Origin of the sequence: Pedobacter nototheniae, from assembly GCF_032678625.1 — a bacterium.
In the GTDB taxonomy this organism is placed as follows: Bacteria; Bacteroidota; Bacteroidia; order Sphingobacteriales; family Sphingobacteriaceae; genus Pedobacter; species Pedobacter nototheniae_A.
This window is the reverse complement of the sequence record NZ_JAVTSO010000005.1, coordinates 104,896-120,726: the sequence shown is the minus strand read 5'-3', so window position 1 is coordinate 120,726 and position 15,831 is coordinate 104,896. Positions and strand designations below refer to the sequence as shown.

12 protein-coding genes are annotated in these 15,831 nt (G+C 37.2%); 6 read left to right on the top strand and 6 right to left on the bottom strand.

Translation table 11 applies throughout. The features are described 5' to 3' along the window. Positions 1-27 precede the first annotated feature (27 nt). On the top strand, positions 28-1,017 hold the full coding sequence (locus R2Q77_RS15380) for a homoserine kinase (RefSeq protein WP_316804612.1): 990 nt from the start codon (positions 28-30) through the stop codon (positions 1,015-1,017). 104 nt (positions 1,018-1,121) lie between these two features. Continuing rightward, the gene (gene thrC, locus R2Q77_RS15375) at positions 1,122-2,432 is read left to right on the top strand and encodes a threonine synthase (RefSeq protein WP_316804611.1); all 1,311 of its coding nucleotides are present in this window, start codon (positions 1,122-1,124) and stop codon (positions 2,430-2,432) included. 72 nt (positions 2,433-2,504) lie between these two features. On the opposite strand, the gene R2Q77_RS15370 is transcribed toward thrC, so the two are convergent. The 6 genes from R2Q77_RS15370 to R2Q77_RS15345 all read right to left on the bottom strand — a co-directional run bounded on the left by R2Q77_RS15370 (position 2,505) and on the right by R2Q77_RS15345 (position 8,131). Continuing rightward, entirely contained in the window at positions 2,505-3,923 is a 1,419-nt protein-coding gene (locus R2Q77_RS15370; RefSeq protein ID WP_316804610.1) for a sugar MFS transporter, read from the bottom strand. A 113-nt stretch (positions 3,924-4,036) separates the two neighbouring features. Continuing rightward, positions 4,037-5,554, bottom strand: a complete 1,518-nt coding sequence (locus R2Q77_RS15365; protein ID WP_316804609.1) for a glycoside hydrolase family 10 protein — start codon at positions 5,552-5,554, stop codon at positions 4,037-4,039. 73 nt (positions 5,555-5,627) lie between these two features. Beyond that, the gene (locus R2Q77_RS15360) at positions 5,628-6,182 is read right to left on the bottom strand and encodes a hypothetical protein (RefSeq protein ID WP_316804608.1); all 555 of its coding nucleotides are present in this window, start codon (positions 6,180-6,182) and stop codon (positions 5,628-5,630) included. A gap of 136 nt (positions 6,183-6,318) precedes the next feature. Next, on the bottom strand, positions 6,319-6,738 hold the full coding sequence (locus R2Q77_RS15355) for a tail fiber domain-containing protein (RefSeq protein ID WP_316804607.1): 420 nt from the start codon (positions 6,736-6,738) through the stop codon (positions 6,319-6,321). Between the two features lie 57 nt (positions 6,739-6,795). Beyond that, positions 6,796-7,101, bottom strand: a complete 306-nt coding sequence (locus R2Q77_RS15350; protein ID WP_316804606.1) for a hypothetical protein — start codon at positions 7,099-7,101, stop codon at positions 6,796-6,798. A gap of 184 nt (positions 7,102-7,285) precedes the next feature. After that, complete coding sequence (locus R2Q77_RS15345) at positions 7,286-8,131, bottom strand: AraC family transcriptional regulator (RefSeq protein WP_316804605.1); 846 nt, start codon at positions 8,129-8,131, stop codon at positions 7,286-7,288. Positions 8,132-8,330: 199 nt separating this feature from the next. On the opposite strand from R2Q77_RS15345, the gene R2Q77_RS15340 reads away from it, so the two are divergent. Genes R2Q77_RS15340 through R2Q77_RS15325 form a run of 4 tightly spaced genes read left to right on the top strand, consistent with a single transcriptional unit; the run spans position 8,331 to position 15,801 of the window. After that, positions 8,331-9,578 (top strand): MFS transporter, encoded by a 1,248-nt coding sequence (locus R2Q77_RS15340; RefSeq protein ID WP_316804604.1) that lies wholly within the window; start codon positions 8,331-8,333, stop codon positions 9,576-9,578. A gap of 14 nt (positions 9,579-9,592) precedes the next feature. Further along, positions 9,593-11,143: an alpha,alpha-trehalase TreA gene (treA, locus tag R2Q77_RS15335; RefSeq protein ID WP_316804603.1), complete on the top strand. Its 1,551-nt coding sequence runs from the start codon at positions 9,593-9,595 to the stop codon at positions 11,141-11,143. A 51-nt stretch (positions 11,144-11,194) separates the two neighbouring features. After that, positions 11,195-14,260 carry a SusC/RagA family TonB-linked outer membrane protein gene (locus tag R2Q77_RS15330; protein WP_316804602.1) on the top strand — a complete coding sequence of 1,022 codons (3,066 nt, stop codon included), beginning with the start codon at positions 11,195-11,197 and terminating at the stop codon, positions 14,258-14,260. Between the two features lie 20 nt (positions 14,261-14,280). Then, the gene (locus R2Q77_RS15325; protein WP_316804601.1) at positions 14,281-15,801 is read left to right on the top strand and encodes a RagB/SusD family nutrient uptake outer membrane protein; all 1,521 of its coding nucleotides are present in this window, start codon (positions 14,281-14,283) and stop codon (positions 15,799-15,801) included. Positions 15,802-15,831 lie beyond the last annotated feature (30 nt).

The following is a 15,831-nucleotide window of genomic DNA, read 5'->3' as shown; positions in this document are numbered from 1 at the left end:
TTTAAAATATAATCTGAAAAGATAACAATGGAAGATAAATTAGAACTTAAACCAAAAGAAGAGCTGAAAAAAGCATCTGCAAATACGATCAAAAGTATAAAGGTTTTCGCACCAGCAACAGTAGCCAACGTAGTTTGTGGTTTTGATGTATTAGGCTTCGCCGTTAACGAACCAGGCGATGAAGTGGAGATGCGTTTAACAGATACACCCGGTGTACTGATTAAAAGAATTACTGGCGATGAGGGTAGATTACCGCTCGATGCTACAAAAAATACTGTTAGCGCAAGTGTTCAGCATTATTTAAAACACATCAATCGCTTGGACATTGGTGTGGAAATAGAATTGCATAAAAAAATGCCAATCGGAAGCGGATTGGGGTCAAGTTCTGCAAGTACAGTAGCCGGTTTATTTGCCATTAACAAATTAATGGGCGATTTATTAACACCTGCCGAATTGGTACCTTTTGCGATGAAGGGTGAAGAACTGGCTTGCGGTTATGGCCATGCAGATAATGTTGCCCCTGCCCTGCTTGGTGGTTTTGTTTTAGTTAGAAGTTACGAACCACTTGATGTAATTTCTTTACCAACGCCCGAAGGCATGTATGCAGCCATTGTTTATGCAGAAGTTGATGTTCCAACCAAAGATGCCCGCCAAATGATTCGCAGTAAGGTATTGTTGAAAGATGCTGTAACCCAGTGGGGAAATGTTGCCGGCTTAGTGAGCGGATTATTTATGAACGATTTTGACTTAATCGGGCGAAGCATGAAAGATGTTTTGGTGGAGCCTACCCGTTCCATTTTAATTCCTGGCTTTGAGGAAATGAGAAATCTGGCTATGGAAAATGGCGCAATCGGATTCGGAATTTCAGGTTCAGGCCCTTCGGTTTTTGCTTTAACCAAAGATGAAGAAACCGCAAAACGCATTACCAAAGCACAACAACAATACTTAAACAAAATTAATATTAACAGCAAAGCTTATGTTTCTTCGGTAAATGCCGAAGGTCCAAGAGTAATGTAAGAAAGATGTGAGTTAAAGGCTAACCGTATAAACCCCTAGCCCAAATAAGAAACTAAAACGCCGTATGTTTCTTTAAACTTTACACTTAAACCTTATACCATAAAATGAAACTATATTCAACCAATAATAAAACTTTACGTGTTTCCTTTAAAGAGGCCGTTTTTAACAGCATGCCGCAAGATAAAGGTTTGTACATGCCTGTAGAAATCCCGCAGCTTGACCCAGCGTTTATCCAAAACATTGAGCAATATTCTTTACCGGAAATTGCCTATAAAGTAGCGTCAGCTTTGCTTAAAGATGAAATTCCGGCTGATGATTTAAAGGCGATTGTTGATGATGCCATTAATTTTGAAGCCCCTGCAGTTAAGCTTGATGAAAAAACCTTTGTACTGGAATTATTTCATGGCCCATCCTTAGCTTTTAAAGATTTTGGTGCTCGTTTTATGAGCAGGGTAATGGCTTATTTCCTTAAAGATGGAGAACAACTCCTGGATGTTTTGGTTGCAACTTCGGGCGATACCGGAGGCGCTGTAGCACTTGGCTTCTTAGGGGTTCCGAATACCCGTGTAACCATACTTTACCCTGAAGGAAAAGTAAGCCCGATACAAGAACTTCAGCTAACAACCAACGGACAAAACATCAGGGCAATTGAGGTTAAAGGTACATTTGACGACTGCCAGGCCTTAGTAAAACAAGCTTTTGCTGATGAAGAACTTAATGCGAAGTTCAGGTTAACTTCTGCCAATTCAATCAATATTTCAAGATTAATTCCGCAAACTTTCTATTATTTCAATACCTACGCCCAACTTAAAAAGCAAGGTTTCAGCGATGTTTTGTTTTCTGTACCCAGTGGAAACTTTGGCAATATCGGGGCAGGCTTATTAGCCTATAAACTCGGCTTACCCGTAAAACAATTTATTGCGGCAACAAATGTAAACGATACAGTACCTCGTTTTTTAGAAAGCGGCATATACGAAACCAGGCCATCCGTGCAAACTTATGCCAACGCCATGGATGTTGGCGCACCAAGTAACTGGGTACGCATTATGGATTTGTTTAACCAGGATTTAGAGGCCTTGAAAAAAATCGTTACCTCATACCGTTTTAACGATGACGAAACGCTTGCAGCCATTAAAGAAATAGATGCCAAATATGATTATGTAGCCTGCCCGCATACGGCCATTGCTTACCTGGCTGTTGAAAAATACAGGAAGGAGATCCCACAGGATAATGGCGCCGCAGTATTTTTATCTACCGCACATGCCTGCAAATTTCCTGATATTTTTCCGGATGATATTGCTGCAAAAATAGAAATCCCTGAACAGGTAAAATCTTTGGAAAGCAAACCCAAACATGCAGATAAACTGGGGGTTGATTTTGATGGATTTAAAACCTATCTGATAAGTCAGGATTAAAATGCTTAGGCAACTACGAAAGCAGGATGGTTATAAAGGAAAAAGTCAGGAAATATTTCCTGACTTTTTCCTTTAGTGTCCAGATTTCATACTGGTTTGCTCAATATTTTTCAATCGTTTGGAGCAATAAATCCCGAAGTATAAAATAAACAGGTAACAAACTAAAGGCAATACAAATGAGTGGTGAACACCAATTTTATCGGCAATTGCAGCCTGTATAAGAGGCATTATGGCTCCTCCTAAAATAGCCATAACCAATAATGATGAGCCCTGACTGGTATAACTTCCTAACTTGGCAATAGCAAGTGTATAAATATTAGAGAACATAATCGAATTAAAAATTCCGATCCCCAGGATGCTGTACATGGCAGTATCACCTTTATTAACCATAGCAGAAACCAATAGCAATACGTTAACGGCAGAAAAAATTGCCAGTGTTCTGGCAGGAGCAGATTTTCCGATCAAGAACGCAATAAAGTTTAAACCTATAAAAACCAGGAAGAAACTGATTTGCGCAAAGCTTAAACTTACTATGCTAAAAATTAATACAAATACCAAAATACCTGTACCAAGCATGTAAATGATTTTTTTGGTCTGGCTTAAGGTATGGTTAAGCGATATTGAACCTACAAAACGACCAATCATTGCGCCACCCCAGTAAAGAGAAAGGTAATTTTTACTGATGACTTCATCAAAACCTTTAATTTCTTTTAATAAGCTGATGATGAAACTTCCAACGGCAACCTCTGCACCTACGTAACAGAATATGGCCACAATACCCAGTTTTAAATGCGTAAACTTTAAAACACCAAAGCCTTTAACCTTTTCATCTTCTTCAGCTTTAAAGGATGGCAATTTCACATAAAAAATTAACAAGGCTACCAGCAATAGTATTCCTGCAAATATTAAATAAGGAATGCGTGTTGCTGATGCGCTGAAACTTCCGTCTGCTTCAGAAAATAATTCGAAAATTAAATGCCCGCCAAGAATTGGGGCAATGGTTGTACCAAAAGCATTAAAAGCCTGAGTTAAATTTAACCGGCTTGATGCGCTATCTTCGGGTCCTAAAAGCGAAACATAAGCATTTGCGGTAATTTGTAATACGGTAAAACCTAAGCCTAAAACAAACAAAGCTCCCAAAAACAATGGATAAACCGAATAAGTTGCCGCCGGATAAAAAAGTACACAGCCTACTGCGGCCAATAGTATTCCAAATAAAATGCCTTTTTTGTAACCCACTTTATTAATTGGATCGCCTTTGGTATACGAGATGATAAAATAAATTAACGAACCTATAAAGTAAGCACCAAAGAAACAAAACTGAACCATTAAGGATCCAACGTAACTCAGTTTAAAAAGCTCTTTCAGATAAGGAATTAAAATATCGTTCATGCAGGTTATAAATCCCCACATAAAAAATAAAAGTGTAATGGTAATTAGAGGAACAGCGTAATTTGTCTTAGTCTTGCTTTCGGCAATTGAGTTATTCATTATTCTTATTAGTATTTAGTTCTGTAAAACTACCGAATAAACACCTTTAAGCCATTATAAACACAAATTAGTTACTCCACCAAAGGGTTAATTTAACATCTCGCTGACCATTTTTACGGCATAACCTGCATAATTTCCATCTTACTTTCGTTCCCGGTCCGGTCTACAGCCGTTACTGCAATATTTTTCAGTTCGGTTTTAAGGCTAACTTTGCCTGAAGTATACATTGCAGACTTAGGAACCAGTAAAAACCTGCTTTTGGCATTTAAAATCGTATAGGTCCATTGATCGCCATACTGGCTATACACAATATACCTGAAGACATCATCCTCGTTTTTAGGTGTCCATTTTACATAAAAATCTGTTTCTTTGGCTTCTACATTAACTTTTGGTTCTGCCGGGGCACGGTCATCCAGCCAGGGCGAAGCCGGAACCAAAGCATCTTGCTTGTAAGGGCCTTTTAATAAATCGTTACGTAAACTCTCGTGTTTGGTTAATGCACCAATACTCCAATGCACCGCTCCAGGGCTTTTAGGCAAAATTCCCCTGGTAATCATAATTTCGTTAATAATTTCGTCGCTGTTCTTTTCTCCGCCGCCAATACCACTATTCATTCCAGGCCACAAATGACGCTGTTTTATGTTTTCAGATTGCCACCAACCCAGCAATACAGGAAAACTCTGCGGGATGTTATTAATTTGCCAATACAATTGTGGGGTAAAATAATCTATCCAGCCTTCATTTAGCCATAATTTTGCATCAGCATATAGTTTATCGTACTGATCGTAGCCTTTAATGGATTCAGGGTATCCCGGTCTCCAGATTCCAAAAGGACTGATGCCAAATTTCACATATTTCTTTTCAGATTTTATCGTTTTGTAAATCCTCTTGATAAATGTATTTACCGCTTCCCTCCGCCAATCTCCCTTCGATAATTTGCCGCCATCCTTTTGGTATTCGGCATAACTGGCCTCATCAGGAAAATCGGCACCTCCATTATATTCATCATAAGGATAGAAATAATCATCAAAATGTACGCCGTCAATATCATAGCGTTTAACAATATCTTTCACAACTTCTGCAGATAAATCCTGGGTTCCTTTTTTTGATGGATCGAGCCACCAATAGCCTTGCTTTAACTTATAAACCAACTCGGGATGTTTTTTAACGACTGATAAAGGCCCAGGTTCTCCACCAGCAATATGATGGGCGCGGTAAGGATTTAACCAGACATGTAATTCTAAACCACGCTCGTGCGCCGCATTTATCCAAAATTCTAATGGATCGTAGTAAGGATCTGGTGCTTTACCCTGGGTACCTGTTAGAAAATATGACCATGGCTCTAAATCACTTTTGTAAAAAGCATCTGCTTGCGGCCTCACCTGAAAAATTACTGCATTAAAATGATTCACCTTAAGCATATCAAGCAAAGCCAAAGCCTCATCCTGCTGTTGTTTTGTACTTAAACCCGGTTTGCTGGGCCAGTTAATATTGGCAACTGAAGCAACCCATGCTGCACGAAATTCTCTTTCGGCCTTTGGTAAAGCATTTATTCCGGTTTGTTGCGCATAAATATGGCCCGTGATAATCGCAATTAAGCTGAAAAAAGAAAGTAAAGATTTTAAGCGCATAATATCTGATTGACCCTAAACTTAGGCCATTTTGTTTGAGGGTAAAGGATTATGTTAAATATTTTACGTTGCCTCAATTATTTTTATCGAGTTTATTCCAGTATTCCAAAATTTCGGTTTTAATACTTTCGGGCAAACTTGCAAAGTTTTTGCTTTGACTTTGTTTTCCTTCCGTCGTTTCTGAAAGGGTATAACTTTCGCCTTTATGAAAAAGAAGGAGGTGCACAGAAAGTTGTTTCTTAAAACCGGCATCATGAAAACTATAAATAAAAAAGGCATCTACTTGTTTATCTTTATCGGCATCTGTAAATCCTTTTCTTGCGCCCCAAACACTTATTACGCCATTGTGTGTAATGGTTTGTTCTTGCACCAGTTTCCAAACATCACCCATTTTAGTAAATTTCTCTGCATACAAGGTATCCGGGTTACGCCCCGCCGGGACTTTAGAAAAAACAAAAATATTTTTAGAAGATGCATCGTCAATTCGATCCACCATCATTGCCCGGGTTCCTTTAAATTTAAATGGTGCACTTTTTAAATCATCAATATGCATAGCGGTAGAGGTAATTTGTGCATTAGCCAGATTAAACAGCAGGCAAAAGATTACGGAAGCGATAATTTTTCTCATGATTAATTTTTTATTGAAGCTACTCGTTTTTTTTTAGAATTTCAGCCACCAACCTTACATTGGTGGCGAATGGAGAAATCTTTAAAAGGGCGTAGATTTCTCCACTACAGTCAAAATGATACACCGCCAAATCAGTTTACTTAGATTTTTGAGTTTTCAAAACTTCAATTTCCCGTTTCAATTGTTCTATTTGTTGTTGTTGTTCTTTAATACTGCCAACTAAAAGCGGAATTAAACTTTGATAATCTACAGTTGGAATGGTTGCTGTTTTAAAAGCATTTTTGCCCGATGGATAATCCTTCGCACGTTTTGAAACCAAAGCCGGCAATACCTTTTGAACATCAGCAGGTATAAAACCATATTGCGGATTAGAATTTAACTTCAGCTTTTCTGCCCATTGTTTTTCATAATTAAAACTTACGGGTTCCAATTGTGAAACCAATGAAACTGAATTATGAATAGGCTGAATGTTATTTTGCACAATTTCCTGTGCACTAATTTTTAAGGATGCGGAAATTAAAAATACCGCAAAACAGAAAGAAATTGCTCGTTTCATTTTATTGTTTTTTAGAGTAAATAATGTTAATGATCTCTTTATTAAAAAAGGAAAAATTTAATACGTTGCTTTACCTGACGGAGGAGGCGTTAAAACCTCAGGAATATAAGTTGGATTAAAAACTTTATAATAAGCTACCTGATTTTTTAAAGGTAGAGCTGGAATAGCTAAATACGGAAGGGAGATTACGCAGTCATCAAAATAAGCTGTTTCAGCCTTCTCTTCTTTCTCTGTTGGGTCTTCATTTAAGGAAATAAATTTATTGGCAGAAAGATTTAAATATGCACCCGCACCACTTGCCTTAAACATTAAGGTAATGGTGAAACATAAAATCAGAAGATATTTAAACTTTCCTAAATTCATTATTACAAAGATAAAGTCTATTCTTTAAAACAGTTACGATAATCTCATGGTTCTGTAAAAAGGTTTCAAATTCAAAATATGTTTCTTCCTTAGCCTGATTTTAAAAGCAAAGAATAAAGCATATAAATAATTAAAATTGCTGCTTCGTATTTCCTAAAAAAAGAAAACCATGCAAATAGTAATTTTAATTTTCCTTCCTAAACTCTGACGGGGTTTTGCTGACAATTTTCCTAAAAATCTTGTTGAAATAGGTAACATTATTAAAACCACATTCAAAACAAACCTGCGCTATCGTTTTATCCTGCAGTAAGAGTAAACAGGCTTTCTGGATTCGATAGCGATTAACAAATTCAGTAAAAGTTATATGAGTCATCTTTTTAAAATAATTACAAAAAGAAGGCACCGAAATGTTGACGAGATTGGCGACTTCCTGTATATCGATATCTTTTAAATAATAACTTTCCACGTAGGTAAATATTTTCTGCAATCTCGACCGGTGTTTACTGATTAAATTTGCTACAATAGGCTGCTCATTTAAAAGATCGTAAGTATCGTTACTTGCCAGTAAATTAAAAACCTCCAGTAAAGCAATTATTTTATTAAAGGGTTTCATATCCTTCATTGCGATAAGTTTAGTTTTAACTTTTGCCTTTACCGCACCATTAAATTTTATACCATGTTTAGATCGTTCAATTAAATCGGCAATACCTTTCATTTCAGGAAAACCTTTTAATAAATTATCGAGCACTTCTGGTTTTATTTGCACTACAATTTCTTCATGCGGATCGCTCGCATTTAAACCAAAGCCTGAGTGTGGCACATTTGAACCAATAAGCACCAAATCGCCTTCTTCATACACACTTAAATGCGAACCCACATGCCGGGTTCCGGCACCTTCAAAAACACAAATCAGTTCATATTCGGGATGGTAATGATATTCCCAGATAAACTCTTTGGTTGGCTTATTCTGATGTAAAAACCTGAACGACGAATTTTGATCGGTTTTAATGATTTCGTAATGTATTTTCATTTGTATAATTTTAATTCGAAAGCAATGGAACTACGTTTACATTTTCATCGCTATTAAGACTTAAATCTATAATATTATTAATTAAATATTAATATAGTTAAATAAATAATGAATACAGGATAATTTGAATTTACAAAGAATGTACATTTTTGTTTAGTACGAACTAAACAACTTTTAACCAAATATTTCTTAAGGCCACATGGAATTTTTAAAGATAAAAATTTCTGTACTAATCAATTACCTCCTGTTTGGAGTATTATTGAATAGTGTAGGTACTGTAATTTTACAGTCGCAACGATATTACAAAGTTTCGGCATCTTCTGCATCTATTTTAGAGGCTTTTAAAGACATAACCATTGCATTGGTTTCTTTTCTTGTCGCTTCTTTTATAACCAGAATAGGCTATAAAAAGTCTATGCAAATTGGCTTGGCAGCCGTAGCAGTTACTTGTTTTATTATTCCTTCTTTAAAAACATTTATAGCCATTAAAATTTTATTCGCCATTACAGGAGCCAGTTTTGCATTAATTAAAATCTCCGTATTTGGCACAATAGGTTTGATTACCAGAAGTGAAAAAGAGCACATTAGCTTGATGAATTTTATTGAAAGCTTTTTTATGGTTGGCATTTTATCAGGTTATTTTTTATTCAGTTATTTTATTGATGACGCCAACGCAAGTTCGGCCAGGTGGTTTCAGGTTTATTATTTAATTGGCTCTTTATACATTTTAGCCTTAGCCTTATTAACGCTATCTCCGCTAAACGAATCTGAAATTAAACCTGGTGCCGAAGTAAGCTCGGGAGAATCTTTTGTAAACATGTTCAAATTGCTCATGTTGCCATTGGTTATTTCGTTTATTTCCTGTGCATTTTTATATGTTTTGATTGAACAAAGCATTATGAGCTGGTTACCCAGTTTTAACAATAAGGTGCTGCACCTGCCCTCGTCCTTTAGTATTCTTATAGCCAGTATATTGGCAGGTACAACTGCCTTAGGCCGCTTTTTTGCAGGATTGGTTTTGAAAAAAATATCCTGGTATATATGCCTTGGTGCTTGTTTGGCTGCCGCAGGCATATTGGTTCTTATTACCATGCCGTTGGCGGCAAATACAGTACAACACAGCATTATAAGCTGGAAAGATATTCCTTTAGTTGCCTACATTTTCCCTTTAATTGGTTTTTTTCTGGCACCGATTTACCCGGCCATCAACTCGCTTGTACTCGCGTCGCTGCCTAAAAATCAACATGCGGCAATGTCGGGCCTTATTGTAATTTTTTCTGCCCTTGGCGGAACTTTAGGCTCATTAATTACGGGTAATATTTTCCAGTATTATGGTGGAAAAGAGGCATTTTATTTTTCTCTGTTTCCTTTATCCGTACTTGCAGTAGCCCTTTTGTTTTTTAATAAATTAAAGAAAACAGTCGTAACCGATTTAATTAAAGACTAACTGCAACTATTTATATGCAAGAGAACTTACTTTATATAGAAGATTTAGAAGAGTTATTCTTCGATGTACAAACCCAGAAAATTTTTTCTGACCAAAAAGTTTTTACGGATTGCGTACCAAAGTTTAGTCCGGATAAAATCTTAAAAAAATACCGCTTACAAAAGAACAGTCCTGATTTTGATCTTTTGACATTTCTTCAGGGAACATTCTTTTTACCTGAACAATTAAAGCTTGGTGCAAATCAGAAAACCACTACTTTACTTGAACATATCAATAATTTATGGGATAAGCTTATTCGCGAAACTGTTGAAGAATATAGTACCCAGATTAACCTGCCTTTTAAATTTGTAGTACCAGGAGGCCGGTTCAGGGAGTTGTTTTATTGGGATAGTTATTTTACGATGTTAGGCCTGCAAGTATCGGGCCGGGTAGAGTTGATTGAAGACATGGTTAATAACTTTGCTTTTCTTATTAACGAATATGGTTTTATTCCTAATGGCAACCGAAGTTATTTTTTAAGTCGCTCTCAACCTCCATTTTTTTCCTTAATGATCGAGTTACTGGCAGAAGAAAGAGGAGAAATGAACCTCATCAGGTATCTGCCTGAATTAAAAAAAGAATATAATTTTTGGATGCGTGGTAGTGAAGATTTAAATCATAATACAAAAGCCGTAGCGCATACGGTAATGTTGCCTGGTGGAGAAATTCTGAATCGGTATTGGGATACACTAAATACCCCAAGGCCTGAAGGATATCACGAAGATTTAGAAGTTTATGGAAACACCAATCCCGAAAGACCTGATTTATACCGAAATATCAGAGCCGCCTGTGCATCTGGCTGGGATTTCTCGGGAAGGTGGTTTGAAAACCCACAGGATATGACCAGTATAAAAACCATAGACCTGATTCCTGTTGATTTAAATTGTCTGCTTTGGCACTTGGAATATACCATTGCAAAAGCTTCAAAGTTTGCAGGCTTTTATGATGAATACTTATTCTTTATTCAAAAATCCAATGAGCGTTTGGCTGCTATAAAAAAATATTTATGGAACAGCCAAAGGGAAGCTTACCTGGATTATGATTTCAAAAAGAACCAATCTTCGGAAACCCTGAGCTTAGCAACAATGTTCCCTTTATTTTTTGGAATAGCCACCAAACTTGAGGCTAATGCTGTAATTAAACATATAGAACAGGATTTTCTTAAACCTGGTGGTTTAATTACTACTTCTTTATTAACCGGCCAACAGTGGGATGCACCCAATGGCTGGGCACCCTTACAATGGATAGCACTTTTAGGCGTAAAAAATTATGGTGCAGATGCGTTGGCAAAAAGCATTTGTAAAAACTGGCTGAGTACCGTTGAACGTGTATTCAATAAAACCGGAAAGATTATGGAAAAATATAATGTTGCGGATGTTTCACTGGAAGCAGGTGGCGGCGAATATCCAAATCAGGATGGTTTTGGCTGGACAAATGGTGTTTACTTAAAAATGAATGCAGAAAAACTAAACCTAACCAATATAAACCTAACCGCTGTAAACATGACAGAAAACAATCCTATTTAATAACCTAACTGTACAGATAAAAACTATTAACTAAAAACCAAATATTAAACCATGAGAATCACTTTACTAATGAATAACTGGTTTGTTCAGCTGAACAAACCCAAATTGTATGCATTGAGAATGCTTGCAGCGTTAAGCTTTTTTATGCTGCTTAATTCGGCTGTATTTGCGCAAACAATTGTTAAAGGAATTGTTTACGATACAGATAAAACCCCAATGGTTGGGGCAACCATTCAGGTAGCCGGTACAAATACCAGAACCCAAACAGATGTTGAAGGAAAATACGCAATATCCGTACCCTCAGGATCAGCAAAATTAATCATCACTTTTGTGGGCTATCAAGCGCAAACGGTGAGTGTTAACAATCAAAGTATTGTTAATGTAAATCTGCAAACCACCAACAATTTAGAAGGCATTACTGTTGTTGGCTATGCTTCTGTTAAAAAGAGTGATTTAACAGGTGCCGCCACAACCATATCTGCAAAAGATTTTAATAAAGGCCCGCTCACTTCTCCCGATCAGTTATTACAGGGTAAAGTTGCAGGGGTACAAATGACCAACAACAGTGGCCAGCCGGGTGGTGCCTCTACGGTGCACATCAGGGGTAATTCAGCCATAACAGGTACTGGCCAACCCTTATACGTAGTAGATGGAGTGGCCTTAGATGACAGATCTGCCAGGCCATCAACCAATCAGGGAGTAGGTGGTTTAGCGGCCAGTGCTGGAACAGGTACAACGCCTGATGGCAACCCGTTAAACTTTATTAATCCGGCAGATATTGAAACGATGGAGATTTTAAAAGACGCATCGGCAACAGCTATTTATGGGTCTCGTGCTGCATACGGAGTTGTATTAATCACGACCAAAAGAGGCAAAACAGGCGAGACTAAAATTGATGTAAGCGCTTCGGCAGGTATTAGCAACATAGCCCGTAAAGTAGATGTGTTAAATGCTGACGAATACCGTTCGGCACTTAAAAAATATAGTTTAACCAGTGGCGATTTTGGCAGCAATGTAAATGCTCTGGATGCCATAACTCAAACGGGTTACAACCAAAATTATTCCGTAGGAATCAGCGGCGGAACAAACGGAAATACCTATCGTGCATCTGTTGGTTATCAGGATCAGAAAGGCATTATCAAAACCAGTGGATTTAAAAAATATAGTGCCGGTTTTAATGGGAATTTTAAATTTCTGGAAAGTAAAAAACTGGGATTAGACATAAATATGATTAGCAGTCAGTACTTGGAAAATTTAGCACCTATTACCACAGATGCAGGTTTTCAAGGTAGTGCAATTAGCCAGGCTTTGTCATGGAATCCAACTCAATCGTTATATAATGCTGATGGTAGTCTTTTTATCGATCAAGGTTCAACGATTATTAACCCATTAGCTGCACTGGCTGCAAATAGCGATAAATCAAAAGTATCAACTATTTTAGGTAGTATTTCTCCTTATTATAAAATAACTCCTTGGTTAGAATATCGTATGTTGGTGAGTGTAAATTACAGCGCAGGCATCAGGCGATCATCAACCCGAAGTTTCCTTAACTTACAGGGCATAGCTGCAGATCCGGCTAATGGATCACTTGGCGGATTTGCCAGTTTAGCCACAACAGAATTAATTACTCAACAATTTACCAATACACTTAATTTTAATAAAGAGATTGTTAGCAAATTAAACTTAAATGCTGTTATTGGTTATGAGTATTCTAATTTTATAAATAAGGGTGCAATTAATACGGCAACTGGTTTTGGAGAGCTCCCAGGCGACTATACTGACTTCTTTGCAGCCACTAATCCTGCCAACCGAACCTTCGTAACCTATAACGATCCAACAACTGAATTACAATCTTACTTTGCAAGAGCTATCCTGAACTATGATAGTAAATATATTTTAACGGCTACAGTCAGAGCAGATGGTTCGACCAAATTTGGAAGTAACAATAAGTATGGTTATTTTCCTTCTTTCGCAGCAGCCTGGAATGTTAAAAATGAAAATTTTCTTAAAGATGCCACTTGGTTGAGCCAGTTAAAATTAAGAGTTGGTTATGGCGAAACAGGTAATCAGAGTTTCCCGTCGGGATCTGCACAACAGCGCTATAGTGTAATTTATTATGGAAAAGATGGAATTGAAACACAGAACAAGGGCTTAAATAATCAAAACAATAACTTAAAATGGCAGTCGGACAAGCAAACTAATATCGGTGTAGACTTTGCTTTTTTAGGAAGTAAAATTACAGGCTCCATTGACTACTTTAATAAAAAGACTACTGATTTATTGTTTCCACAAATTGCCTTCGTACCAGCAGAAACTGGAAATGTACCTACATGGACAAATTTAGATGGTCAGATTATTAATAAAGGTGTTGAATTAAGTTTAAATGCAAACATCATCAGTAACGACAATTTCGCATGGTCTATGGGTGGCAATGCAACTTTTATTAAAAACAAAGTACAAAATCTAACCGGCATCATTAAAACTGGCTCGTTAAATGGGCAAGGCTTAAGTGGAGTAAATACAGAGGTGATTCAAAATGGCTTGCCTCTATTTGCAATGGTCACAAGACAATATAATGGCCTGGACGCAAGTGGTTTTTCGCTTTACACCGATGATGGTTTTACTAAATATTATGTAGGCAATCCTAATCCTAAAGTTATTATAGGTTTAAGTACTAACCTTAATTATAAAAAACTTTCTTTCACGGCAAATTTCAATGGTGCTTTTGGTCAGGATATTTATAACAACACAGCCAATTCCGTATTACCAATATCCAATTTAGGTACCCGCAACGTGGCCTCTGCTTTGCTTAGTTCTCCAGTCCAAGAGTCGTTAGCTAACCCCGTAGCTGCATCATCAAGATACATTGAAAATGGCAGCTACCTTAAACTGGCCAACGCTACACTAAATTACAACTTTGGCAATATTGGTAAATCTATTAAAGCTTTAAATGTTTATGTAAACGGGCAAAATCTTTTTGTAATTACCAAATACACTGGTTTCGATCCTGAAGTTAATATTAACAAAAGTATAAATGGTGTTCCTTCAGCAGGTATAGATTACAATGCTTACCCAACTGCCAGAACATTTAATTTAGGCGTTAACTTTTCTCTTTAACCATTTTTAACTGTAACAACATGAAAAATACATATATTATTGGATTTGTAATGGCGGCCCTTTCTTTTTCGGGTTGTACAAATCTTAAAGAAGATTTAAACGGTCAAACCAATAGCGGTTCGTTAACCCAAGGGAGCGTGCCTGGATTAATAGCCGCAAGTTATTCGGCTATGGTTGGTCCATATCAAGCCCCCTGGAACTGGTCAGCTTTGCAAGAAGTAACCTCTGACGAAATTATCGTTCCAACCCGTGCAGGTGACTGGGATGATAATGGTGCATGGCGTGCCCTGCACTTACATAAATGGGGAGCAGACGACTCAAGAATTACAAGTGTATTTACTGATTTAAACAGTATTTCTTACGTAAGTACAAATGTACTTGGTTATAACCCAACCCCAGCTCAATCGGCCGAGGCTCGGTTTTTACGTGCTTTTGCACAGTTCTCCATCTTGGATGGCTGGGGGCAGGTACCATACAGAGATTTTGGCGAGGATGTAACCAAGCCATCAAGGGTTAGAAAAGCAGCCGAAGAGATAAATTACCTGATTACGGAATTAACTGCAATAATCCCTGACCTGCCATCAGGAGGGGTCAGTAACGCTACAAGAGCAAATAAAGATGCGGCGAAAGTATTGCTTATGAAAGTTTACTTAAATAAAGGTGCATTTTTAAACCGCAGTAATCCAACTTTCGATCAGACCGATATGGCTAAAGTAATTACACTTGCTGATGAAATTTCTGCCAGTGGTTATACTTTAACAGCAAACTATTTCGATAATTTTGCAGCAACTAATCACTTATTATCAAAAGAAAACATTTTTACTGCTCAAAACACAGGAGGTGTTGCCGGAAGTGATTTAGATGGAGCCTGGAGGTGTACACTACATTATAATCAAAACCCAAGTGGTTATAACGGCTTCTCTACTTTATCAGATTTTTATAACAAATTTGAAACAGCAGATTTAAGAAGAGGTGGGTCTTACACAGGACAAACAAATATCTCGGGAGTAAGAGTTGGTTTCCTTGTTGGTCAGCAGTACGATCAAAACGGTGTTGCATTAAAAGACAGAAAAGGTAATCCACTTGCTTTCGATCCTAAAGTAAGTATTATTGAACGTGATCCTAACCACCTGGAAGTTGCTGGTATTCGAATCGTAAAATATCCTATTGATTATCCAAATGAAAATACAACTAAAAAACCAGAAAATGACTGGGTTTATTATCGTTACGCCGACGTATTGCTAATGAAAGCCGAGGCTCTATTACGCACAAGTCAAAGTGGACCTGCTCTAACTATTGTAAATACATTAAGGACTACAAGAGGTGCAACATCATTTAGTACACTAACATTAGATAATCTGATAGATGAACGTGGTCGTGAATTATATTGGGAAAGTTTCAGAAGACAGGATTTAATCCGTTTTGGTAAATTTCTAACCCCATGGCAGGAAAAGCCAACAGATGATCCAAAGTACTTACTCTTTCCTATTCCTGATACTCAACTGGGTAATCCAAATTTGATTCAAAACCCTGGTTATTAGTAATCGTTTAACTTTACCTTAAATGAGTCT

Coding starts and splice junctions, on each gene's coding strand:
- R2Q77_RS15345 (WP_316804605.1), bottom strand. CDS start 8,131: ATGAAAATACATTACGAAATCATTAAAACCGATCAAAATTCGTCGTTC.
- R2Q77_RS15380 (WP_316804612.1), top strand. CDS start 28: ATGGAAGATAAATTAGAACTTAAACCAAAAGAAGAGCTGAAAAAAGCA.
- R2Q77_RS15360 (WP_316804608.1), bottom strand. CDS start 6,182: ATGAGAAAAATTATCGCTTCCGTAATCTTTTGCCTGCTGTTTAATCTG.
- R2Q77_RS15365 (WP_316804609.1), bottom strand. CDS start 5,554: ATGCGCTTAAAATCTTTACTTTCTTTTTTCAGCTTAATTGCGATTATC.
- R2Q77_RS15370 (WP_316804610.1), bottom strand. CDS start 3,923: ATGAATAACTCAATTGCCGAAAGCAAGACTAAGACAAATTACGCTGTT.
- R2Q77_RS15355 (WP_316804607.1), bottom strand. CDS start 6,738: ATGAAACGAGCAATTTCTTTCTGTTTTGCGGTATTTTTAATTTCCGCA.
- R2Q77_RS15330 (WP_316804602.1), top strand. CDS start 11,195: ATGAGAATCACTTTACTAATGAATAACTGGTTTGTTCAGCTGAACAAA.
- thrC (WP_316804611.1), top strand. CDS start 1,122: ATGAAACTATATTCAACCAATAATAAAACTTTACGTGTTTCCTTTAAA.
- R2Q77_RS15350 (WP_316804606.1), bottom strand. CDS start 7,101: ATGAATTTAGGAAAGTTTAAATATCTTCTGATTTTATGTTTCACCATT.
- R2Q77_RS15325 (WP_316804601.1), top strand. CDS start 14,281: ATGAAAAATACATATATTATTGGATTTGTAATGGCGGCCCTTTCTTTT.
- treA (WP_316804603.1), top strand. CDS start 9,593: ATGCAAGAGAACTTACTTTATATAGAAGATTTAGAAGAGTTATTCTTC.
- R2Q77_RS15340 (WP_316804604.1), top strand. CDS start 8,331: ATGGAATTTTTAAAGATAAAAATTTCTGTACTAATCAATTACCTCCTG.